At 68.4% G+C, this 22,261-nt stretch carries 18 protein-coding genes; 15 read left to right on the forward strand and 3 right to left on the reverse strand.

The window, feature by feature from the left end; genetic code table 11:
* The 3 genes from paaE (at nt 1) to galU (ending at nt 3,034) form a co-directional block, all read left to right on the forward strand.
* The gene (paaE, locus tag BLQ10_RS03880) at nt 1–1,227 is read left to right on the forward strand and encodes a 1,2-phenylacetyl-CoA epoxidase subunit PaaE (protein WP_091558582.1); all 1,227 of its coding nucleotides are present in this window, start codon (nt 1–3) and stop codon (nt 1,225–1,227) included.
* A gap of 39 nt (nt 1,228–1,266) precedes the next feature.
* Complete coding sequence (locus BLQ10_RS03885) at nt 1,267–2,046, forward strand: enoyl-CoA hydratase/isomerase family protein (protein WP_091558584.1); 780 nt, start codon at nt 1,267–1,269, stop codon at nt 2,044–2,046.
* 97 nt (nt 2,047–2,143) lie between these two features.
* Nucleotides 2,144–3,034 (forward strand): UTP--glucose-1-phosphate uridylyltransferase GalU, encoded by an 891-nt coding sequence (gene galU / locus BLQ10_RS03890; protein WP_091558587.1) that lies wholly within the window; start codon nt 2,144–2,146, stop codon nt 3,032–3,034.
* Here the strand turns inward: galU and BLQ10_RS03895 are convergent.
* On the reverse strand, nt 3,031–3,495 hold the full coding sequence (locus tag BLQ10_RS03895; protein WP_091558588.1) for an Lrp/AsnC family transcriptional regulator: 465 nt from the start codon (nt 3,493–3,495) through the stop codon (nt 3,031–3,033). The genes galU and BLQ10_RS03895 overlap by 4 nt on opposite strands.
* A 158-nt stretch (nt 3,496–3,653) precedes the next feature.
* Here BLQ10_RS03895 and pdhA point away from each other — a divergent pair, with 158 nt between their 5' ends.
* From pdhA to BLQ10_RS03910, 3 genes are read left to right on the forward strand one after another with little or no spacing between them, the layout of a single operon-like run.
* Entirely contained in the window at nt 3,654–4,883 is a 1,230-nt protein-coding gene (gene pdhA / locus BLQ10_RS03900) for a pyruvate dehydrogenase (acetyl-transferring) E1 component subunit alpha (protein ID WP_091558591.1), read from the forward strand.
* Nucleotides 4,880–5,992 (forward strand): alpha-ketoacid dehydrogenase subunit beta, encoded by a 1,113-nt coding sequence (locus BLQ10_RS03905; protein WP_091558593.1) that lies wholly within the window; start codon nt 4,880–4,882, stop codon nt 5,990–5,992. The genes pdhA and BLQ10_RS03905 overlap by 4 nt, the downstream gene beginning before the upstream one ends.
* A 2-nt stretch (nt 5,993–5,994) precedes the next feature.
* Nucleotides 5,995–7,578 (forward strand): dihydrolipoamide acetyltransferase family protein, encoded by a 1,584-nt coding sequence (locus BLQ10_RS03910; protein WP_091558595.1) that lies wholly within the window; start codon nt 5,995–5,997, stop codon nt 7,576–7,578.
* A 76-nt stretch (nt 7,579–7,654) separates the two neighbouring features.
* Here BLQ10_RS03910 and BLQ10_RS03915 read toward each other — a convergent pair whose 3' ends face one another.
* Nucleotides 7,655–8,284: a TMEM175 family protein gene (locus BLQ10_RS03915; protein WP_091558598.1), complete on the reverse strand. Its 630-nt coding sequence runs from the start codon at nt 8,282–8,284 to the stop codon at nt 7,655–7,657.
* Between the two features lie 233 nt (nt 8,285–8,517).
* Here BLQ10_RS03915 and BLQ10_RS03920 point away from each other — a divergent pair, with 233 nt between their 5' ends.
* The 4 genes from BLQ10_RS03920 to BLQ10_RS03935 all read left to right on the forward strand — a co-directional run bounded on the left by BLQ10_RS03920 (nt 8,518) and on the right by BLQ10_RS03935 (nt 12,762).
* A complete protein-coding gene (locus BLQ10_RS03920) occupies nt 8,518–9,333 on the forward strand; it encodes an MBL fold metallo-hydrolase (RefSeq protein ID WP_091558601.1) in 816 nt (271 codons plus the stop codon).
* 117 nt (nt 9,334–9,450) lie between these two features.
* Nucleotides 9,451–10,737: a MinD/ParA family ATP-binding protein gene (locus tag BLQ10_RS03925; protein ID WP_091558603.1), complete on the forward strand. Its 1,287-nt coding sequence runs from the start codon at nt 9,451–9,453 to the stop codon at nt 10,735–10,737.
* 35 nt (nt 10,738–10,772) lie between these two features.
* The gene (locus BLQ10_RS03930) at nt 10,773–11,510 is read left to right on the forward strand and encodes a GAF and ANTAR domain-containing protein (protein WP_091558605.1); all 738 of its coding nucleotides are present in this window, start codon (nt 10,773–10,775) and stop codon (nt 11,508–11,510) included.
* 37 nt (nt 11,511–11,547) lie between these two features.
* Nucleotides 11,548–12,762, forward strand: a complete 1,215-nt coding sequence (locus BLQ10_RS03935; protein ID WP_091558608.1) for an MFS transporter — start codon at nt 11,548–11,550, stop codon at nt 12,760–12,762.
* Here the strand turns inward: BLQ10_RS03935 and BLQ10_RS03940 are convergent.
* Nucleotides 12,756–13,781: a phosphatase PAP2 family protein gene (locus BLQ10_RS03940; RefSeq protein ID WP_091558611.1), complete on the reverse strand. Its 1,026-nt coding sequence runs from the start codon at nt 13,779–13,781 to the stop codon at nt 12,756–12,758. The two genes, BLQ10_RS03935 and BLQ10_RS03940, sit on opposite strands and share 7 nt — an antisense overlap.
* Nucleotides 13,782–14,081: 300 nt before the next feature.
* Here BLQ10_RS03940 and BLQ10_RS03945 point away from each other — a divergent pair, with 300 nt between their 5' ends.
* From BLQ10_RS03945 to BLQ10_RS03965, 5 genes are all read left to right on the forward strand, one after another.
* Complete coding sequence (locus tag BLQ10_RS03945; RefSeq protein ID WP_254785391.1) at nt 14,082–15,119, forward strand: o-succinylbenzoate synthase; 1,038 nt, start codon at nt 14,082–14,084, stop codon at nt 15,117–15,119.
* A gap of 158 nt (nt 15,120–15,277) precedes the next feature.
* Nucleotides 15,278–17,374 (forward strand): PhoX family protein, encoded by a 2,097-nt coding sequence (locus BLQ10_RS03950; protein ID WP_091558614.1) that lies wholly within the window; start codon nt 15,278–15,280, stop codon nt 17,372–17,374.
* A gap of 134 nt (nt 17,375–17,508) precedes the next feature.
* Entirely contained in the window at nt 17,509–19,335 is a 1,827-nt protein-coding gene (gene argS / locus BLQ10_RS03955; RefSeq protein WP_091558616.1) for an arginine--tRNA ligase, read from the forward strand.
* Nucleotides 19,332–21,065, forward strand: coding sequence for a 2-succinyl-5-enolpyruvyl-6-hydroxy-3-cyclohexene-1-carboxylic-acid synthase (gene menD, locus BLQ10_RS03960; protein ID WP_091558618.1), 1,734 nt, complete (start codon nt 19,332–19,334; stop codon nt 21,063–21,065). The genes argS and menD overlap by 4 nt, the downstream gene beginning before the upstream one ends.
* A gap of 201 nt (nt 21,066–21,266) precedes the next feature.
* Nucleotides 21,267–22,223 carry a type IV toxin-antitoxin system AbiEi family antitoxin domain-containing protein gene (locus BLQ10_RS03965; protein ID WP_091558621.1) on the forward strand — a complete coding sequence of 319 codons (957 nt, stop codon included), beginning with the start codon at nt 21,267–21,269 and terminating at the stop codon, nt 22,221–22,223.
* Nucleotides 22,224–22,261 lie beyond the last annotated feature (38 nt).

Here is a 22,261-nt window from a genome sequence, read left to right on the forward strand (position 1 = left end):
ATGACTGTTGTCCGCCAGACCGCCGCCGAGCAGGCGGCAGCCACCGGCCGCCGTCGTGCGTCCTTCCACACGCTGGCCGTGGACGAGGTCCGCCGCCTCACCGACGACGCGATCGAAGTGACGTTCGCGGTCCCCGCCGAGCTGGCCGGGCAGTACGACTACTTGCCTGGCCAGTATGTGGCCCTGCGCACCACCATGCCGGACGAGAACGGCGAGCCGCACGAGATCCGCCGCAGCTACTCGATCTGCGCCGAACCGCGCAGCTTCGAGGACGGCAGCAGCGAAATCCGGGTCGCCATCAAGAAGGACCTCGGCGGCCTGTTCTCCACCTGGGCCAACGCCGAGCTCAAAACGGGCGACGTCCTGGATGTCATGAGCCCCATGGGCGCTTTCGTCTCCAAGCACGGCCGCGACGGCAAGACCGTGGAACAGAACGTCATGAACTCCATGAACCACCCGGAAGAGCTGGCGGGCGAGCCCGGCTCGTTCGTAGCGATCGCCGCAGGCTCCGGCATCACCCCCGTGATCGCCATCGCCCGCACCTTGCTGGCGGCCCACCCGGAGACCCGCTTCGACCTCATCTACGCCAACAAGGCCGCCATGGACGTGATGTTCCTCGAAGAACTCGCGGACCTGAAGGACAAATACCCGGCCCGGCTGGCGCTGCACCACGTGCTCTCGCGTGAACAGCGGATCGCGCCGCTGCTCAGCGGCAGGATCGACGCCGAGAAGCTGCAGGGACTGCTAGGCACCGCCATCCACGCTGACGACGTCGACGAATGGTTCCTCTGCGGCCCGTTCGAACTCGTCCAGCTGTGCCGGGACACCCTCGCCGCGCGCGGCGTCGCCCCGGAGCACGTCCGCTTCGAACTGTTCACCTCCGGCAAGCCCGACCGCCCCGAGGGCAACATTGGCCGGCCTGTGATCGCGGACGAATCAAAGGAGACCTACAAGATCACGTTCAAGCTGGACGGTTTGCAGGGCGAAGTGTCGAGCCCCACCCACGCCCGCGAATCCATCCTCAACGCCGCCCTCCGAGTCCGCCCGGACGTGCCGTTCGCCTGTGCCGGCGGCGTCTGCGGGACCTGCCGGGCCAAGGTGGTCAGCGGCAATGTCAGCATGGACGAGAACTACGCCCTGGAGCAGGACGAGCTCGACAAGGGCTACGTCCTGACCTGCCAGTCACACCCCACCACCCCGGAAGTCATGGTCGACTTCGACGTTTAGGTTTTTTCGGCGCCCGCCTTTTCGAATCCAAGGAGCCCCATGATTTCCCTGTCCATCGCCGACGGCGTCGCCGAGGTCGTACTCGATGCCCCGCACAAGCTGAACTCCCTCGACGAGCAGGCACTCGCGGATTTGTCCCAGGCGTACGACGACGCCGCTGACGCCGCCGCGCGCGGCGAGGTCCGGGCACTGCTGCTCCGCGGCGAGGGCCGCGCCTTCTGCGCCGGCCGGGACATTGCCGGCGTAACCCCGGAAAGCGACGATGCGCAGGCGTACCTGGGCGGGCTCGTCCAGCCGCTGCTCAAGAAAATGAGCGCTTTCCCCGCGCCCACATTCGCCGCGGCGCAAGGCGCCTGCCTCGGCGTGGGCTTGGGCCTGCTGCTGGCCACGGATGTGGTCTACGTGGCGGAGAATGCCAAGTTCGGCTCGCCGTTCGCCAAGCTCGGCGCCACCCTCGATTCCGGCGGGCACTGGTATTTCACCGAGCGCCTTGGCATGCACCGGACCCTGGACCTGATTTACACGGCCGAGCTCATGAGCGGCGCTGACGCTGTGGCGCAGGGCCTGTTCAGCCGGGCCATGCCCGCGGCGGAACTGCTGGAGAATACCCGGGCCATCGTGGCCGGCGTTGCCACCGGCGCCACTGGTGCGTTCAGGGCCAGCAAGGAGCTCGTGGCGCACATCCGGGACCAGCGGCTGGGGCTGTGGGGGGCCATGGAAGAGGAAAACGCGGAGCAGGCACGGCTGTGCAAGAGCGAGGACTACGCCGAGGGTTTCCGCGCCTTCCAGGAGAAGCGCAGCCCGGTATTCAAGGGCTGACCGGCGGCGCGGCGGGGCCCCCGGAAACGCGTTGGCCGGGTACTCGTCTTTGTCTCGAAGCATTCTCATTTCCGGAACCCACTTGTAAAGTTCGGTTATGAGTCTGGGGAGATCTGTAACTAAAGCTGTCATACCCGCGGCGGGACTGGGAACGCGCTTCCTGCCGGCCACTAAGGCAATGCCCAAGGAAATGCTTCCGGTGGTCGACCAGCCGGCCATCCAATACGTTGTGGAAGAAGCCGTCCGGGCCGGACTGACGGATCTGCTGATGGTTACCGGGCGCCAGAAGCGTGCGCTGGAAGACCACTTCGACCGCGAACCCTCGCTGGAGCACGCCCTCGAACTCAAGGGTGATTTCGACAGGCTGGAGGCCGTCCGCCACGCCTCCCGCCTGGGCCCGCTGCACTACGTGCGCCAGGGCGACCCCAGGGGGCTTGGTCATGCAGTCCTCTGCGCCCGCCAACACGTGGGCTACGAGCCGTTCGCCGTCCTGCTGGGCGATGACCTGATCGACGAGCGGGACGAGCTGCTGACCACCATGATGGACGTCCAAGCCCGGACCGGCGGCTCCGTCGTGGCGCTGATCGAGGTGGACCCCGTGGAAATCAGCGCCTACGGCTGCGCCGACATTTCGGCTGTGCCAGGCCAAGACCATGTGCGGGTCAACCGGCTCGTGGAAAAACCCGACGTCGCCGATGCCCCGTCCAATCTGGCCGTGATCGGCCGCTATGTCCTGCATCCGGAGGTTTTCGATGTCCTGGAGGACACTCCGCCCGGCCGCGGCGGCGAGATCCAGCTCACCGATGCGCTGCAAACCCTTGCCGTGTCAGACTGCGAGGGCAGCGGCGTCTACGGCGTGGTCTTCAGGGGCCGCCGGTACGACACTGGAGACAAACTCAGCTACCTCAAGGCGGTTATCTCGATGGCCGCCGACCGGGTGGAGTTCGGCGAGGAGCTCCGGGCCTGGATGAAAGTGTTCGCTGGCTAGCGTGTGTCCACATCTTCGAACACCAGGAATGTCTGGGTGTCCAGGACTCCCGGCATGGACTGCAGTTGGTCGAAGATCACCCGGCGCAGGTCAATGTTGTCCACAGCGCGCACCAGCAGGATGACATCGAAGTCCCCGCCCACCAGCGCGATGTGATGGACCTCGGGGATGGCTCGCAGCAGTTCGCGCAGTTCGCGCCAGGAATGCTGGCGTACCTTAAGCGTGACGTAGGCAGAAGACTTCAAGCCGGCCTTGATGGGATCCACCAGGGCGGTGAACTTGGTCAGGACACCTTCACCGGTGAGCCGGGCAATCCGGGTATACGCGTGGGCGCGGGAAATGTGCACGTTCTCGGCCACCTGGGTCACGGACATCCGGCCGTCACGGGTCAGCTCCGCAATGATGTTCCGGTCCACATCGTCCAGCGGCACCGGCACCTGCTCCGCCTCAAGCTCTGCCATTCGTCTACAACCTCCGCCGGTAATCCAGCTCACACTTACGATTCGTCTTCCAGACTAGGGCAAATTTGTGGACTTCTCCACGATTTGTGGTGGAGGTGGATACGAAACATCGGCTGGCGGATACTGGGAAAGATTAGTGGCTACAGAAGGACGGACCAATGACGATCTCCGCAGACCGCGCTGCGCAGCAACATGCCCAGCAGGCCGCGCAGCAAAACCCAGCCAGTGATGCCGTGAGCAAGTTCGGCATCACAGTTGAGGACTACATGCTCCCGGCCCGCCACCAGATCCAGATGGTCGGTCCCGACGGCACCCTGAATCCCCACACGGAGCAGGGCGCCCAGCCCGGGCACGAATACAGCCTGCCCAGCGAGGCCGAACTGCTGGCCGCCTACGAGCAGCTCGTCGTCGGCCGCCGCGTCAATGACCAGAACTCCGCGCTGGTCCGGCAGGGCCGCATGGCCGTCTACCCCTCCAGCCACGGCCAGGAGGCGTGCCAGGTTGCCTCCGCCCTGTGCCTTGCCGAGGGTGACTGGCTGTTCCCCACCTACCGCGACTCCGTGGCCGTGATGGCCCGCGGCGTGGATCCCGTCCAGACCATGACGCTCTTCCGCGGCGACTGGCACGGCGGTTACGACCCCGCCAAGAACAAGGTCGGCATCCAGTGCACCCCGCTGACCACCCAGCTGCTGCACGGCGTCGGCGTTGCCCACGCCGCCAAGCTGCGCGGCGAGGACACAGTGGTCCTGGCCATGTGCGGCGACGGCGCCACAAGCGAAGGCGACTTCCACGAGGCCCTGAATTTCGCCGCCGTCTTCCACCTGCCTGTGGTCTTCTTCGTCCAGAACAACCAGTACGCGATCTCCGTGCCGCTCGCGCATCAGTCGGTTGCGCCCTCGCTGGCCCACAAGGCCGTGGGCTATGGCATGGCCGGCGAACGCGTGGACGGCAACGACGTCGTGGCCCTGCTCGCCGTCCTCGGCCGGGCCGTCAAGCTCGCCCGGGAAGGTTCCGGCCCGCTCCTCGTGGAGGCGCACACCTACCGGATGCAGGCGCACACCAACGCCGACGACGCCACTCGCTACCGGCAGGACAGCGAAGTGGCCGAATGGGTGGCCAAGGACCCGCTGAGCCGGATGCAGACCTACCTGACGGACCGCGGCCTGCTGGACGATGACCGCGCCGCCAAGATCGCCGAAAAGGCGGAGGCAGTTGCCACGCAGCTGCGCGAAGGCCTCAGCGAAGAGGTGCCGGTGGAACCGCAGGACCTCTTCAAGTACGTCTTCTCCACCCCCACCCCACAGTTGAAGGAACAGTCAGCCATGCTCGCCGACGAACTGGCCCGCGACGCCGCGTCCGCATCCACCGCAACGGAGGCCGGCAAATGAGTCCCACCATCTCCACGTCCTCCGAGGTGAACGGCAACGTCAGCGCTGCGACCGCCCGCGCGGCCGCCAAGGCCGCTGTTGAGGCCGAAAAAACCGGCCCGCAGACCATCACGCTGGCCAAGGCGCTCAACACCGCGATGGCTGACGCCATGCACGCGGACCCCTCGGTCCTGGTCTTCGGCGAGGATGTCGGCATGCTCGGCGGCGTCTTCCGCATCACGGACGGGCTCACCAAGACCTTCGGCACGAGCCGCTGCTTCGACACCCCGCTGGCCGAATCCGGAATCGTCGGCATGGCCGTGGGCATGGCCATGAACGGCATGCGTCCGGTCATCGAGATGCAGTTCGACGCGTTCGCCTACCCGGCCTTCGAACAGATCGTCAGCCACGTGGCCAAGATGCACAACCGCACCAAGGGCGCCGTGAAGCTGCCCATGGTCATCCGGGTCCCGTACGCCGGCGGCATCGGCGGAGTGGAGCACCACTGTGACTCCTCCGAGGCCTACTACGCGCACACCGCCGGCCTGAAGGTCTTCACCCCCGCCACCGTGGCCGACGGCTACCGGATGCTCCGCGAAGCCATCGACTCCGATGATCCCGTCATGTTCATGGAGCCCAAGAAGCTGTATTGGTCCAAGGACCAGGTGGACCTGGACGCGCTGCGCGCCGAGCACGCCACGAACACCGAGCGCGGCACGTCCTCCGAGGGCCGGGCCGCCGTCGCCCGCCCCGGCACCGACGCCACGCTGATCGCCTACGGACCGTCCGTCCCGACGGCGCTCGCCGCCGCGGCCGCCGCCGCCGAGGAAGGCCGCTCGCTGGAAGTGATCGATGTCCGCTCGATCGTGCCGTTCGACGACGAGACCGTCTGCGCCTCGGTCCGCAAGACCGGCCGCGCAGTGGTCATCGCCGAGGCCCACGGCTTCGCGTCCGTGGCCTCGGAAATCGTCGCCCGGGTCCAGGAACGCTGTTTCCACCATCTGGCCGCGCCGATCCGCCGCGTCACCGGCTTCGACGTGCCCTACCCGGCGCCCAAGCTCGAGCACTACTACCTGCCCGGCGTGGACCGCATCCTCGACGCCGTTGACGACCTCCAGTGGGAAGACTGACCATGAGCGAACCGAAAGTATTCCTCCTGCCTGACCTGGGCGAAGGCCTCACCGAAGCCGAGCTCGTGAACTGGCTCGTGGCCGTGGGCGACGAGATCCGCGTGGACCAGCCGATCGCCGAAGTGGAGACCGCCAAGTCCATGGTGGAGGTGCCCTCGCCGTACGCCGGCACTGTGGCCGTGCTGCACGGCGAGCCCGGCCAGACGCTCGACGTCGGCAAGCCGCTGATCTCGGTGATGCCGGTTGGCGCTTCTGTTGCTTCCGCCGCCGCTGGCGCTGGTTCCGCTGGGGCCGGTGTGGCCGCCGCGGATGATGCCGCCCCCGCCCCTTCGCCGGACGACATTGCTGCAAGCAGCATGCCGTCCGGCTCCGACAGGCCCGATGCCACTCCCGGGGCGGCATCATCCGCGTCGGCTGAGTCGGGTGCGGCAGTCGCCTCTTCTTCATCCGCTGCCGCTGCTGCCGCTGAGGCGTACCGCGAGGAGGAGAAGGCTGGGTCGGGGAATGTCCTGATTGGGTACGGTACTCCTGGCGGGCATGGGGTTGCCCGCCGGAGCCGGGCTCCTAAGCGGGCCGCGACGGCTGAGTCTGTCAGCGGGGTGTCTGCTGCCGAGAAGGCTGCCGATGACCTGGTGCTGCTGCGGACCCGGGTGCCGGGGAAGCTGGGGGCGGTTATTTCTCCGCTGGTTCGCCGGATGGCGCGCGATCATGGGGTTGATTTGGGGGAACTCCAGGGGTCGGGGGCCAGCGGGCTCATCATGCGGCGCGATGTCGAAGCCGTCATCAAGCCCTCACCGGTGGTTGAGCGCCCGGCCGTGGATCCGGCCGCTCCGGCGTCTGCGTCCGGCACCGACGCACGTACCGGGCTGGGCATTTCCGGACGCACAGCGGTCCGTGGAGTGCGCAAGGCGGTCGCGGCGAACATGACGCGCAGCCGGTCCGAGATCCCGGAAGCCACGGTGTGGGTGGACGTGGACGCCACGGCGCTCGTCGAGATGCGTGCGGCGCTGAAGAAGGCGGACCCGCACATCACCCCGGGCCTGCTGGCTTTCATCGCCCGGTTCGTCACCGCGGGGCTGAAGAAGTTCCCGGAGCTGAACACCAGGATCGTGACCACAGAGGACACCGCCGGCGGTGCAATGCAGGAGATTGTGGCCTTCGACGGCGTCAACCTCGGTTTCGCGGCGCAGACCGACCGCGGACTGATGGTGCCGTCGGTGCGGAACGCGGACAAGCTCAGCGCCCGCGAACTGGACGCCGAGATCCGGCGCCTCACCGCCGTCGTGCGTGAGGGCAAGGCGACCCCGGCGGAGCTGGGCAGCGGCACCTTCACGCTGAACAACTACGGCGTGTTCGGGGTTGACGGTTCCGCCGCGATCATCAACCACCCCGAAGTGGGGATCCTGGGCGTCGGGCGGATCATCGACAAGCCCTGGGTGCTCAACGGCGAGCTCGCGGTCCGTAAGGTCACCGAGCTGACCCTCACGTTCGACCACCGGGTGTGCGACGGCGGCACGGCGGGCGGCTTCCTGCGCTATGTCGCCGACGCCATCGAGAACCCGGGGTCGGCGCTCGCGGACATGTGAGCACTTGGCCCATAGAGGCTTCGCTGGCCGGGGATTCCCGGGTGGGGGCGGGGGCCACACGGTCAGTGCTGTGCGGTCAGTGCTGCGCGGTCCCCGCGCTCTTCTCCGCCTGTGCGGAAAACCACCGCGCCAGCCACGACGCCGGCAGGAGCAGCAGCCACAAAATCGGCGTGTAGGCGTTGAGCGCGAACGCCGCCGGGATCGAGATGAGGAAGACCAGGGCCACGGCCATGCGCGCGTTGAAGATGCGGCGGTGCACGTGGGCGGCCATCTCGCGGTCCATCAGCCCGGCGTGCTTGGCGTAGCCCCAGATGGCCGCCAGCATCAGATAGACCGCGGCAATGTTGGCGGCGTACAAAACGCTCGGCCACGGCGTGGGGTCGTCCCCGTAGTCGCTGAGGATCGACGTCGGAGCGGGCAGCATGGCAATGAAGAACAAGAGCGCCAGATTCAGCCAGGCCAGGTTCGCGTTGAAGCGGCGGATGAGGGCGAAGTCGGAGTGGTGGGACATCCACGTCTTGGCGATGATGACAAAGGACAGGGCGTACGCCAGCAACTGCGGCCAGGCCGCAATCAAGGCGCTGTCCAGCTGCTCCGCGGGGATGCCCTCGGGCAGTTTCAGGTCCAGGGCCAGGAGGGTCAGGGCGATGGCGAAGACGGCATCGCTGAAGAACACCATCCGTTCCAGGGACGTACCGGCATTCAACGGGAGCCACCCCCAATCGTTCGGTGGAGCACCTGGCTCATCGACGGAAGTTGCCCACAGGCTACTCCCCGGCGCGGGACAAGACGAGGGGCGTCCGGGCAAACCCGCCGCACGGGCCGGGCGGGCATGCCTCCGGGGATTGCCAGCCGGCACGGGTAGAATCGAGGCCTGCACAGCGCACCAACAACACCGCACCAACAACGCCGGAAAAGCGTCGGAAATACGGAGATTCAATGTCACGATGGCTCGAGGTCGGTCCGGACAACTACGTACTGACAACTCAAGGTTCCCTGCTCAACACGGGTCTGGTGGTCGGCACCGAGCGCGCCATGGTGATCGACACCGGCGGCGGCCCCCGGCAGGGCCGTGAGATCCTGGCGGCCGTGCGGGAAAAGACCGGGCTGCCACTGGTGGTCGTCAACACGCACGCCCACTACGACCACTTCTTCGGCAACGCCGTGTTCGCCGACGACGGCGTCACGGAATTCTGGGCGCACGAGAACTGCGCCGCGGAAATCGAGGAGAACGGCGACGAGCAGCGCCGGTTCGTGGCTTCGGCGGAACCGGAGATGGCGGCCGGGCAGGGCTCCGACGCTGAACTGGTAGTTCCGAACGCCATCGTGAGGGACCAGCCCGTCCTCGTGGATCTTGGCGGGCAGACCGCCAGCTTGTTCTATCTGGGCCGCGGCCACACCGACGGTGACCTCCTGGTCGGCACGGCGAGCACCCTCTTCGCCGGCGACCTCGTCGAACAGGGTTCCCACCCGTCCTTCGAGGACTCATTCCCGGAAGACTGGGCCGACGCCCTCCGGCACCTCTCCGCGCTGCGGCACCGCTACGAATTCCTGATTCCCGGCCACGGCGAACAGTGCTCGGACCAGTTCGTCAAGACCATGGCCAGCACCATGACCACCGCGGTCCGGCAGGCAACCCAGGCCACCCGGGAAACCCCGGACGACGCAACCAAGGCCATCCCGATCCTGCCGTACGGCCCCGAGCAGTCGCGCTGGTTTATCAAGCGCCTGCAGGACACGCAGGCCCACCGCTAGGGCCAGGATATTGGCAGTAATGGTAAGTGTGCTCATTACTGCCCCTAGACTTGTTCCTTGAACGATGTCAATCGAGCACTGCAGCGGTCTGCGCTGTGATCCCTGGGGGGAACGAACATGCCAGAACCGGTCGAAAACAAGACCGCCAATGCCCTCGCTGAAGCTGAAGCAGCTGCAGAGCAGGCCCAACTCCCGCGCCGGAGAGACCGCCGCCGCGGCGACGACTCCGACGCCTGGACAGGAACCATGCCTATCATTTCCAGCAACCAGGCCGAGCAGCGCCCCACGGCCCCCAGCAGTTCCTGGGCGGAGGCCGCCGCTGCAGCCGACGCGCCCGCGCGGCCGCAGCCCGCAAAGCCGTCCAAGGATCCTGTGCTGAAGCCGCCTGCCCCCGAGGCCGCTCCTTCCGTGCCCGCCCAGCCCACCCGCTCCACACGTTCGGCCAGCAAGGCGGCGGCCCTGGCCGAGGCCCCGGTTCCCGACTTCATCAGTTCCCCGGGTCTTTTTGTCCGCGAGCAGAAGCCGCGGCCCGTCGGCGGTTTCCGCGGGGCGCTCTACAACCTGACCGGCGGCGGGCTGAACCTGGGCCCGAGTGCCAGGCAGCGTGAGGAAGACGAGCTGGCCCGGCGCATCTCCCGCCAGCTCCAGGGCAGCTACAACACGGCCGTCCTGAGCCTAAAGGGCGGGATCGGCAAGACCTCCACCACGGTTGGCGTCGGGCTGACCCTGGCCGAGTTCCGGGGTGATCCTCCGTGCGCGATCGACGCCAACCCCGATTCCGGCGACCTCGTCGAACGCGCCCTCGGAGAGGGCATCTACCAGCAGCAGAGCCCGCGGACCATCACGGACCTGCTCAGGAACATCGAGTCGGTCGATTCCCTCACGGCCCTGGCCCGCTACATGCACCATGCCGGCAGGCTGCACCTCATTGCCGGTGAACAGGATCCAGAGGTGTCGGATTCGCTGACTGCCGAGGAATACCTGCGGATCCGCAAGCTCATCTCCGCCTACTACTCCGTGGCGCTGATCGACTGCGGCACGGGCGTGACGCACAATGCCATGAGCGGCATCCTGCAGTCGGCGGACAACCTGATCATCGCGGCCGGCTATGCCGTCAGCGGCGCCAAACGGGCCCGCAGCACGCTGCACTGGCTGGCGAGCCACGGCTACGAAGACCTGGCCCGCAACGCCGTCGTGGTCATCACCGACAAGGACGAGGTGTCCACCCGGGTGGACAAGGACGCTATCGAGGAACACCTGTCCGGCATCTGCCGCCAGCTGATCGCGGTTCCGCACGACCGCGGAGTGGCCGACGGCGACCTCGTCACCCTTGACGTGCTCCGCCCCGAAACGCGGCGCGCCTACCGGGAGATCGCCGCGGCAATCGTCGACGGCTACATCTAAGCGCGCCCATGCGGGCCTCCGCGGTACATTTGACCATGGCCAACAACTACGTCGGGGACGCCGCCGCCCGGCACCTGCAGGATTTACTGCTGGGGACCGAAAACGTCGACGACTTCCTGAATCGTCTCGCGGAGTTTTCGGCCGCCACGCTGAGCCACATGACTGGCGCCGCGGTTGAGTGCGGTGTCACGCTCCAGCGCCGTAAACGGACCATGACAGTCGCGGGCAGCAGCCCCCGGGCCGTGGTCCTGGACCGCATTGAGCAAAGCTTGGGTAACGGTCCCTGCATCGAGGCCCTGCGCACCAAGGACATGGTCCTGCTGGCGGATGTGGACACAGACCACCGCTGGCCCGAATACCAGCGCCAGCTTGCCGCCAACGGGTGCCGCAGCACGCTGGGCGTTCCACTGGAAATTGGTCAGGACGCCGCAGCCGCACTGAACTTCTTCGCGGCGGACACTGGGGTCTACACCGAGGCGACCATCGCCGAAGCTGCCGGTTTCGCGGACTTGGCAGGGCGTGCCCTGCGCCTGGCCGTGCGGATCGGAACCGCCCAGTCCCGGGCCGAGGACATGCAGGCCGCCATGGAACACCGCACCTCCATAGATCTCGCCTGTGGTGTGGTCATGGCGCAGAACCGCTGCTCGCAGGAGGAGGCCATGGCCATCCTGACCCGGGTATCCAGCAACCGGAACCAAAAGCTCCGGGAAGTCGCCGCAGAGGTGCTCCGGAACCTCACCAGCGTCGAAGTCCGTACCCACTTCGACGTCTAGGCAGTGACGGTCGCGGCGGATGCCTAGGATGGAGGGGATGACCACCACACGCCTCGCCCCCTTCAGCCTCCGCAGCATCGCCGTTCCCGCGTTCGGGCCGGCCCTCATGTTCAGCCTGGGCGAGGGAGCGATCCTTCCCGTGGTTGCCCTGTCCGCCCGCGATCTTGGCGCTTCCGTGGCAGGGGCTGCGCTGATTGTCACCTTGATCGGGCTCGGATCCTGGTTCTTCAACCTGCCGGCGTCAATGATCACACTGAAATTTGGGGAACGCTGGGCGATCGTGGGGGCTGCCGCCGCCAGCGCCGTGGCCCTCGCCGCGGCGGCGGTCGCTCCGCTGTTTCCCGGCGGCCTCTGGGTACTGGCGGCGGCGATGGTGGTTGTCGGCATGGCCGCCAGCGTGTTCAGCCTGGCGCGGCAGAAATACCTGACCGAGGCCGTGCCGGTCATGGTCCGGGCGCGGGCCCTGTCCACGCTCGGCGGCGTTAACAGGATCGGGATCTTCATCGGCCCCTTTATCGGCGCCGCCGTCATGCAGTTTGCCGGCATCAGCGGGGCCTACTGGGCGGGCGTCGTGGCCATGGCCGCCGCGGCGGCGGTGTCCGTCACCATCCCCGACCTTGAGGCGAAGCCGCTTCCGGCCGACGGCGTCCTGGCGCAACAGCCCACCCTGCGCAGCATCGCGGTGTCCCACGCCGGCGTCTTCCTGAGCGTGGGATCCGGGGTCCTGCTGCTGAGCGCTTTGCGTGCCTCGCGCCAGGCAGTCATCCCGCTGTGGGCCGATCACCTGGGCCTGGACCCCACCCAGGCCTCCCTGATCTACGGGATCTCCGGGGCGATCGACATGCTGGTGTTCTATCCGGCCGGAAAGCTGATGGACCGCAAGGGCCGGCAATGGGTGGCCGTGCCGTCCACGCTCATCATGGGGACGGCCATGCTGCTGATCCCGCTCAGCACCGGCTTCGTCTCGCTCATGCTGGCGGCGCTCCTGATCGGCTTCGGCAACGGGATCAGCTCCGGCCTGAACATGACGCTCGGGGCCGATTTCTCGCCGGACAACGGCCGCGGCCAGTTCCTGGGCATCTGGCGCTTCATGGCCGACGCCGGCGCCACCGGCGGTCCGGTGCTACTCTCAGCTGTCACCGCCGTCGCGGCCCTGGGGGCCGGAGTGGCTGCGACCGGTGTGATCGGCTTCGCCGCCGCGGCGGTGTTCGCCGTGACCATTCCGCGCCTCAAGCACCGCCGGAACTACTGAACGGCCCTCTGCCGGGCCGCAAGGCCGAACAACCACACGCCGGCCACGGTGGCGAGGTAGCCAGCAATGATGATCAGCGACGTCCCGGCCCAGAAGTAACTGGTGGTGCTGATCTGCCCGCTCGGGCCGATGCTCAGCAAGGCATAGGCCGCCACCCCGGCCGCGGCAAGGCCGGTGAGGACCGGAAGCACCACCCACACCCTGGCTGAGGCCCAGTGCCCGCCGTAGCCGTCCCAGACGTTCCAGCGCTGGCCCCGGCGGATGATCAGCCAGCCGGCCGGGATCATGAAGGCGCCCACCAGCAGGAAGGCTGCCACGACGTCGGCGGGCCGGTGCCACTGGTTGATCAGGGTGGACACACCCGTGGCGACCGCGAAGCTGCCGCCCAGATAACCGGCCAGCGGCCGCCAGCGCGGCGAGACCAACAGGAACACGGCGGCGGCGGCCGAAGCCGCTATGGTGGTGTGGCCCGAGGGCAGCGAATTCAGCTCCAGCGTCTCGACGCCGCGGTATGGCCGGACCGGGAGCAGGTCCTTCAGGATTTGCGTGGCCACGTTGGCGCCCACACAGGCGGCAATCGCGATCCCGGCCGCAGACCAGCGGCGCCGCAGGATGGTGACGAATACCACCACGATTGACGCGATCACCACAGAGAGCGCCGGCAGCCAGTCCAATAGCTTCGTGGCGGCCTTGCCCGCGGCACCGCTGAGCTCAACGGCTTCGACGAGGGCCGATTCGTCAATGAACTGTCCGGTGGTGGTGCGGACAAAAAAGAAGTAGGTGGCCGCCAGCCCAGCGACGCAGACAACCGTGGCCAGCACGAACAAGGCGGCCGCGGCCTTGCCGGGGGACCCCTGGGCCCGAAGATCCGGTGTGCTGCGCACTCGAGGCCGGCGCTCCGGAGGTTCGGGCGGCCGGGCGGTGAGGACCTGTGTTTCCGCGAGCTGTGTTTCCGCGGCCTGTGTTTCCTGGACTCGGGCAGACGGGTCCCAGGGGGTGCGCTCCTGCCGAAAAGTCATGCCATTAAGATTCCCACAGAACCCTGCGCGCCAGCTGAAGGTCCGGCGCGCGGCGGGTGTAGCGCCGGCCAATAATCGAGTACTCGCTACTCGTGTCCCGCCGGACCGGGACTCATAGAGTCGTTTGTGCCGGCGCGGATTGTTCCCGGCACTACGCTCCTTGAGCGGGGCCGGCGAGGACGAGTTTCCTGGACCAGGGACTCACCCCCAGTCGTCGCCGGCCCATCAAGGACCTCATCAGCCTCCCAGCACCGCGTCCCGGTGCGGGATCGCAGGACGGCATACCAGTACAGTGGCACCATGCCCGCCCTCCCCATGGACCCCCCGGCACCTCCTGCCGCGCCCCTGCCCGGCCTCGACGAACTCCTGGCCGGCGCCCATGTTGTGAGCCTGCCGATGCGCGTGAAATTCCGGGGCGTCCTGCAGCGCGAGGCCCTGCTGCTCCGCGGGCCGCTGGGCTGGGGCGAATTCTCTCCCTTCCCCGAGTACGGCGACGCCGAGGCCTCCCGCTGGCTTGCGGCCGCCATCGAGGCCGGCTGGGCCGGGTTCCCGGCGCCGTTGCGGGACAGCATCCCGGTCAACGCCACTGTCCCTGCCGTGCCGGCGCACCAGGTGCCCGAGATCCTGGCCCGCTTTGGCCGGGTGGACGCGGTCAAAGTCAAGGTCGCGGAACGCGGCCAAAGCCTCGACGACGACGCCGCCCGCGTGGCGGCCGTCCGGGAGGCGCTGCCGGACGCCGCGATCCGGGTGGACGCGAACGGTGGCTGGAACGTGCCGGAGGCCGTCACGGCACTGAGGCGGCTCGCCGCCGTCGGGCTCGAATATGCCGAACAGCCCGTGCCGGAGATCGCGGGCCTCGCCGAGGTCCGGAGGCAGCTCCGGGCCGGCGGCGTGCCGGTGCTGATCGCCGCGGATGAGAGCGTGCGCAAGGAAGACGACCCCCTCAAAGTGGCCCGCGCCGGCGCCGCGGACCTGATCGTGGTCAAGGTCGCCCCGCTCGGGGGAGTGCGGCGCGCCCTGCAGATCGTGGCGCAGGCCGGGCTGCCCGCCGTCGTGAGTTCGGCGCTGGACACCTCGGTGGGCATCCGGGCCGGCCTGGCCCTCGCCGCCGCCCTGCCCGAACTGCCGTACGCCTGCGGCCTGGGGACGGTGTCCCTGCTCGCCGCCGATGTCACGCAGGATTCACTGGTTCCCGACGACGGCACGATCGCCCTCCGCGACGTCCGCCCGGCGCCGGAGCTGCTGGACGCACACGCCGCCTCGCGGGAACGCCGAGACTGGTGGCTGGACCGGCTGCGGCGCGTGCGTGCGGTGCTGGCCACATCGACTGCTCCGTAACGGCCCTTATGGACGCCCAAAACGGCGTTTACGGAGCAACCGATGGGTTGGCGCGCAAGGGAGAGCGTTCATCGGCTCTTCACCCGGGGGACGGGTCCGCGTCGTCCGCGGCTGCAAGGGTGGGCGCGACCGCAACTCACCCCATGGAAGGTCTCTCCATGTCTGTCTCCTCCGGACGCACATTCTCCCTGCTCCCCATGCTTGGCCACACCAAAGGCAAGCGAAGCCCCGTCACCTGCGCGCTGAAGTGCGACAACGCCTGCTCGGGCGAGGTCTGCAACACCAGCACCAACAGCTACTTCCGTGACATCGCCTCCGCCACGATGTCCCGCCGCGCCGCCCTGGGCTTCGGCGCCGCCGGCGCGCTCGCCGTCGCCCTCGGCAACGCGGTGACATCCGCCGGACCCGCTGCCGCCGACGGCGGCCCGGGCCTCGCCGCTGCCGCCAAGGACGGGTTTGGAAAATCCAAGCTGCAGTTCACCGCCATCGCTCCGGTGGACGCCACCGTGGACCAGCTCACCGTCCCCGCCGGGTTCACCTGGCGGCCGGTCATCCGCTGGGGCGACCCGCTCTTCCAGGACTCGCCGGCCTTCGATATCGATCGCCAGAGCGCGGCGGCGCAGGCCCGCCAGTTCGGCTACAACAACGACTACACGGACATCCTGCCGGTCGACGGCTCCAAGGACCGCCGGGCCGTGCTCTTCACCAACCACGAATACACCAACGAGTCCATCATGCTGCCGGCCGGATTCGACGCCGCCGAGACCCGCGCGATCGGCCGCGCAGCCCACGGCCTCACCGTGGTCGAGTTGGAGCGCGCGAACAAGAACAAGCCCTGGAACTACGTCCAGGGCGCCGGCCTGAACCGCCGCTTCCTGACCGACACCACCTACGAGCTCGACGGCCCGGCCGCCGGGTCCGCGCTCCTGAAGACCGCAGCCGATCCCTCCGGCCGGTCCATCAAGGGCACGCTGGGCAACTGCTCCGGCGGCACCACGCCGTGGGGCACCATCTTGTCCGGCGAGGAAAACTTCAACGGCTATTTCGCGGCGCCCGGAACTTCTGACGCCGACAAGCGCTACGGCCTGACCAGCAAGCCCACCGCCCGCCAGTGGGAACTGGATGACCCGCGCTTCGACACCCGCAACCCCGGGTACCAGAACGAGGCCAACCGCTTCGGCTGGATCGTGGAAGTGGACCCGCTCGATCCCTCCTCCACGCCCCGCAAGCACTCCGCGATGGGCCGCTTCAAGCATGAGGGCGCCAACGTGATCGTCGCCAAGTCCGGCCACGTCGTGGCCTACATGGGCGACGACGAGCGCTTCGACTACCTGTACAAGTTCGTCTCGGCCGGCACATACCGGCCCGGCAAAACGGCGGAGGACCGCAAGAACAACCTCGCACTGCTCTCGGAGGGTGACCTGTACGTCGCCAAGTTCACGGGCAATTCGGCGGCCGCCGGGTTCGACGGCGCGGGCAAGCTTCCGGCCGATGGGGCCTTCGACGGCGCAGGGGAATGGCTGCCCCTCGTGGTCGGCGGACAGTCCAAGGTGGCCGGGATGTCCGTGGAAGAGGTGCTCGTGTACACCCGCCTCGCCGCCGACAAGGTGGGGCCCACGAAGATGGACCGCTGCGAAGACGTCCAGCCCAGCCTGCATACCGGCAAGGTCTACGTGGTCTGCACAAACAACGCGGACCGCGGCAAGCCCGGCAAGGAAGGGGCCACCGAGGTCAACCCCCGCACCCTCAACCGCGACGGCCACATCGTCGAAATCACCGAAACCGGGGACCAGAGCTCCACAACCTTTGGCTGGAACCTGCTGATGGTCTGCGGCGATCCGGCCAAGAACTCCGCCGCCTACTTCGCCGGGTTCCCCGCCAGCCAGGTCTCACCCATCTCCTGCCCGGACAACGTGGCCTTCGACTCCGTGGGCAACCTGTGGATCTCCACCGACGGCGCGCCCTCCAGCATCGGCTACGCCGACGGGCTCTTCAAAGTGACCTTGGACGGTGCCGAACGGGGCAAGGTGGAGCAGTTCCTCGCGGTCCCGCGCGACGCCGAGACCTGCGGCCCCGTCATCCACGACGACGAACGCACCGTATTCGTCGCCGTTCAGCACCCGGGCGAGGAAGGCACATTCGCCGAGCAGCACTCCTACTTCCCGGACTACGTCGCCGCCGGCGCGACGCCGAAGCCCGGCCAGGTCCGTGCCCCGCGTCCGTCCGTGGTCCAGGTGTTCCGCACGGGCGGCTAGCCTCCTCCCGGCACAGCAACGCGGGTTCACTTCGCGCCCATGTGGGGCCCTGCATGGGCGCGAAGTGAACCCGCGTTGCTTCGGGCCGCGGAAGGGGAGAAACCCGGGCAGGCCCGAACTGATAATTTGGGACTGTGAATAATCCGGCCGAATTGATTGTCCCCAGAGTCCAGGCTGCAATTGCCACCGCGTTCGGCGAAGAGTTCCGGCAGACGGACCCGGTGCTCAGGCCCTCCCAGTTCGCCGACATCCAGATCAACGCCGCCATGGCCCTGGCCAAGAAAGCCGGCCTGCCGCCGCGGGACGCCGCCGCGAAGATCGTGGACGCCCTGAACCTGGACGGCATCTGCACCAGTGTGGAAATCTCCGGGCCCGGCTTCATCAACCTGAGCTTTGACGGCACCTGGATCGAGGAACTGCTCAATGCAGAGTCGGTCCAAGCCGCGTCCATCGCCACGGCAGTCACGCCGGCCGCGACACCGCAGCGCGTCGTCGTCGACTATTCCTCCCCGAACGTCGCCAAGGAAATGCACGTCGGCCACCTGCGCACCACCGTGGTGGGGGACAGCCTCGTCAAGGTGCTCGAAGCCCTCGGCGACACTGTGATCCGGCAGAACCACATCGGTGACTGGGGCACGCCGTTCGGCATGCTGATCGAACACTGGCTGGAGATCGGCGAGGACTCCCCGGACGCGGCGCTGCTGGTGGAGGACCCCAGCGCGTTCTACCAGGCCGCCCGGGCCAAGTTCGATGCCTCCGCCACCGACGAGGACGGCTTCGCCACCCGGGCCCGGCTCCGCGTCGTGGCCCTGCAGGGCGGCGACGCCGAGACGTTCGCCGTCTGGCAGCGGCTCGTCGCCCAGTCCAAGCGCTACTTCAACGCCATCTACTCCACGCTGGGCATCAGCCTCACCGATGACCACATCGCCGGTGAAAGCTCCTACGACGCGCATCTGGCACAGCTGTGCCAGGAACTCGAGGAACGCGGCCTCGCCCGGATCAGCGACGGCGCCCTGTGCACCTTCCCCGCAGGCTTTACCGGCCGCGACGGGCAGCCGCTGCCGCTGATCATCCGCAAGTCCGACGGCGGCTACGGCTACGGCACCACGGACCTCGCCACCATCCGCTACCGGGTCCGGGACCTGGCGGCCAACCGGATCCTCTACGTTGTCGGCGCCCCGCAGAACGTCCACCTGCGCATGGTCATGGCCACCGCCCGGGACGCCGGCTGGCTTCCGGACGCGGTCCAGGCCGTGCATGTGCAGATCGGCAACGTGCTAGGCGAGGACGGGAAGATCCTCAAGTCCCGCTCCGGTGCCCCGGTGAAGCTCATGGCCCTGCTCGAGGAGGCCGTGGACCGCGCCCGCGCCGTCATTGACGCGAGCCGGCCCGAGCTCAGCGAGGACGAGCGCGCCGTGACCGCCCGCCAGGTGGGCATCGGCGCCGTCAAGTACGCCGACCTCTCCACCGGCCACGACACCGAGTACGTCTTCGACTTCGACCGCATGCTCGCCCTCAGCGGCAACACAGGACCCTACGTCCAGTACGCTGCCGCCAGGATCCGCTCCATCCTGCGCAAAGCCGGGGTGCTGGAGCAGGTCACCGGCGGACCGGACGGCGGCACGCCAGCCGGCACCCGGGCAAATGGCATCGCGGCAGCCGGGGTGGGCGGGCCGGCCACGGCGATCGCCGTCGTCGAACCCGCAGAACGCGCGCTGGCACTGCACCTGCTGGAGTTCGACGCGACGCTGAACAAGGTCAGGGACGCGCTCGAGCCGCACCGGCTCTGCGGCTACCTCTTTGAGCTCGCGCAGCTGTTTACCACTTTCTACGACCAGTGCCCGGTGCTCAAGGCCGAGGAATCCGTCCGGGACTCGCGGCTGGCCCTGTGCGCACTGGCGCTGCGCCGTCTGTCCGGCGGCCTGGAGCTGCTGGGCATCGAAACGCCGGAGAACATGTGAGTCCGGCGGATTCCGCTGCCGCCTCGTCCACCTCCGGCGGCCTGACCGCGGTGGAGGCGGCGCGCATCGCCGTCGACACTTTGCTTGCCGCCGGTGTGCGCCAGGTGGTGGTGTCCCCGGGTTCGCGGTCGGCGCCCATGGCCTACGCCCTGGCCGAGGCCGAAGCCGCCGGACGCGTGGAGCTGCTGGTCCGGATCGACGAGCGGTCGGCCGGCTTCACGGCCCTCGGCCTCGCCTTGTCCGCCGGAGCCCCCGTCGCCGTCCTCACCACGTCCGGGACCGCCGTCGGCAACCTCCTGCCCGCCGTCATGGAGGCCAACCACGCCGCGGTGCCGCTCGTGGTCATCTCCGCCGACCGGCCCGAGGAACTGCGGGGGACCGGCGCCAACCAGACCACCGTGCAACTGGACCTCTTTGGCGAGCACGTCCGCTTCGCCGTCGACGTGCCCGCGGGCAGCGATCCGCAGCGCGCCGTGGACACGGCCCTCAGCGCCGCCACCGGAGCCTTCGAGGACGCCCCTCCCGGGCCGGTGCAGCTGAACCTTGCCTTCCGCGACCCGCTGGTCCCGGCCGTGGGCGACGGACTGCCCGCAACGGCCAGCCGAGGCATATACCGGGCCGCCCGGAACCCCCTGGCACTGGACTTTCCGGCAGCGTCAACGGCACTGCCGGAGCGGCGCACCGTGGTGCTGGCCGGGCACTACGCCGGACCGGTCGCCGAGGCCTTCGCCCGCGCGCACGGCCTGCCGCTGCTGGCCGAACCGTCCTCCAACGCACGCTTCGGCCCCAACGCCGTGGGGCCCTACCGGCTGCTGATCGAGCACTTCGGCGCGGACTCGGCACACCCGATCGAGCGTGTGGTCCTCTTCGGCCGGCCGACGCTCTCCCGGCCCGTGAGCGCGCTGCTGGAGCGGGCCGATGTCCCCTCGGCCCTGTACCAGCCCGTTCCGGTCGCCTGGTATGAACCAGGCCGCCGCACCGAACTGCCGCTGGAAACCCTGGCGGACCTGGCGGAGTTCGCCGGGCGCGGAGCTGCCGTGTGGCTCGATGCCTGGCTGCTGGCAGGAGCCGCCGCGCAGCACGCCGTGGACCTGAACCTCGCCGCGTCCCCCGCCGCGACCGGGCCGTCGGTCGGCGCCGAGGTCTGGAAGCACGCCCGCGGGCAGCTGGTACTGGGCTCGTCGAACGGGATCCGCGACGTCGACCTCGCCGGGGCGCCGCCCGCGGAACCGCAGGCCACCATGTTCGCCAACAGGGGTCTGGCCGGGATCGACGGCACCACGTCCACCGCCACGGGGATCGCGCTGGGCGGGGGCCAGGAAACCACCGTGCTCATGGGGGACGTGACATTCCTGCATGACGCCGGGGGACTCCTGCTCGGCGTCGGGGAGGCCGAACCGCAGCTGCGGATCGTGGTGCTCAATGACGCCGGCGGTGCCATCTTCGGGCTCTTGGAGCACGGCGCAGTCGCCGCGGCGGGACGCTATGGCAACGCCGTTGAACGCCTCTTCGCCACCCCGCAGCGGGTGGACATCGCTGCGCTGGCCGCGGCATACGGCGTCGCGCACCGCCGGGTCGGCACGACGGCGGAACTCGCCGAGGCGCTGTCCGGCCCGCTGGAGGGCCGCAGCATCATCGAAGTGCGCACGGACCGGCACCGGCTCGGGGAACTGCACCGCGCCATCCGGGCCGCGGTGGCCACCGCCGTGGAAGGCCTCCCGCAGACCTGACCTTGGGTGCGCTGCGCTGGGCGCGACGACCCGCTGTTGGTGCGGGGACGCGCATTCGGCAATAGGACGCCCGGATGTGCGCGTCCGGCGGCCGGACGCGGGTCCGCGGTCTGGATCCGTGTCCGCGTGGTCCGGATGCGGTTGTCCACATGGGCGCGCGTGCGGGGTGCGCGCAGTCCCGGTCCCTGAGAGGCTCGGTCCATGATGGACCTTCCCCGACTAGTGTTGGCCAAGGACCTGGCGTTACTCGGCGCCAGTTCCCGCCCGCTATCTGCCGCTGCCAAGTCCGGACGCCTCCTCAGGCTCCGCCACGGAGTCTACGTGGAACGGGACCTGTGGACGAACCTCAACTTCTGGCAGCAATACAGGCTGCAGGTTGAAGCCGCTGCCGAGTCTCTCCAGTCGCCCACGATCTTCTCGCACCACTCCGGGGCCTCCGTCTGGGGGATACCCACCATCCTGAAGGATCAGCCGGTCCATGCACTGACCACCTTCCGGGGCGGGGGCAGGTCCCGCGCCGGAGTTCGGAGGCACCTGGTGGAGCCTGCCATGGCAGAGGCCCAGGAAATTGAGGGACTCCTCGTCACATCCCGGATGGCCACAGTGCTGGACCTTGCGGCCTTCGTTCCTTTCGCCGAGGCCGTCGTACCGCTGGATCATGTGCTCAAGCCCGACGCCGTTCGCGGTCTGGCGGCCTTCGCCAAGGCCGAACTCCTGGACGCGTTGCCGGGACGCTATCCGTTGGCAGTAGAAAGGAGGGTGCGTGCGGTGGTGGCGTTTGCGGATTCCGCCTCCGGCTCGCCGGGGGAGTCCTACAGCCGGGGAGTGATCCACGTGTCCGGCTTTGCTCCGCCCGAGTTGCAGTACGAGGTTCGCAATTCAACCGGACGCGTGGCCTATTCGGACTTCTATTGGGAAGGTAGCCGCACTGTGGGCGAATTCGACGGTGTCGCCAAGTATCAGCGGGACGAATTTCTCCGAGGGGGAACGCCCGGGCAAGTCGTGGTGGATGAAAAGATACGCGAGGACCGGATCCGGGCGACGGGCAGAAACGTCGTCCGCTGGACGTGGGCCGTCCTTTGGAAACCCCGGGCCCTGGAAGAGTTGCTGTCGCAGGCCGGCGTGCCGCGCCGTCGTCGGCCTGCGTCGGGACAGTGAAATGTTGCCGTGACACGGAAGCGGTCCGGGGACATCCA

Source organism: Arthrobacter sp. ok362 (assembly GCF_900102785.1).
Lineage (GTDB): Bacteria > Actinomycetota > Actinomycetes > Actinomycetales > Micrococcaceae > Arthrobacter.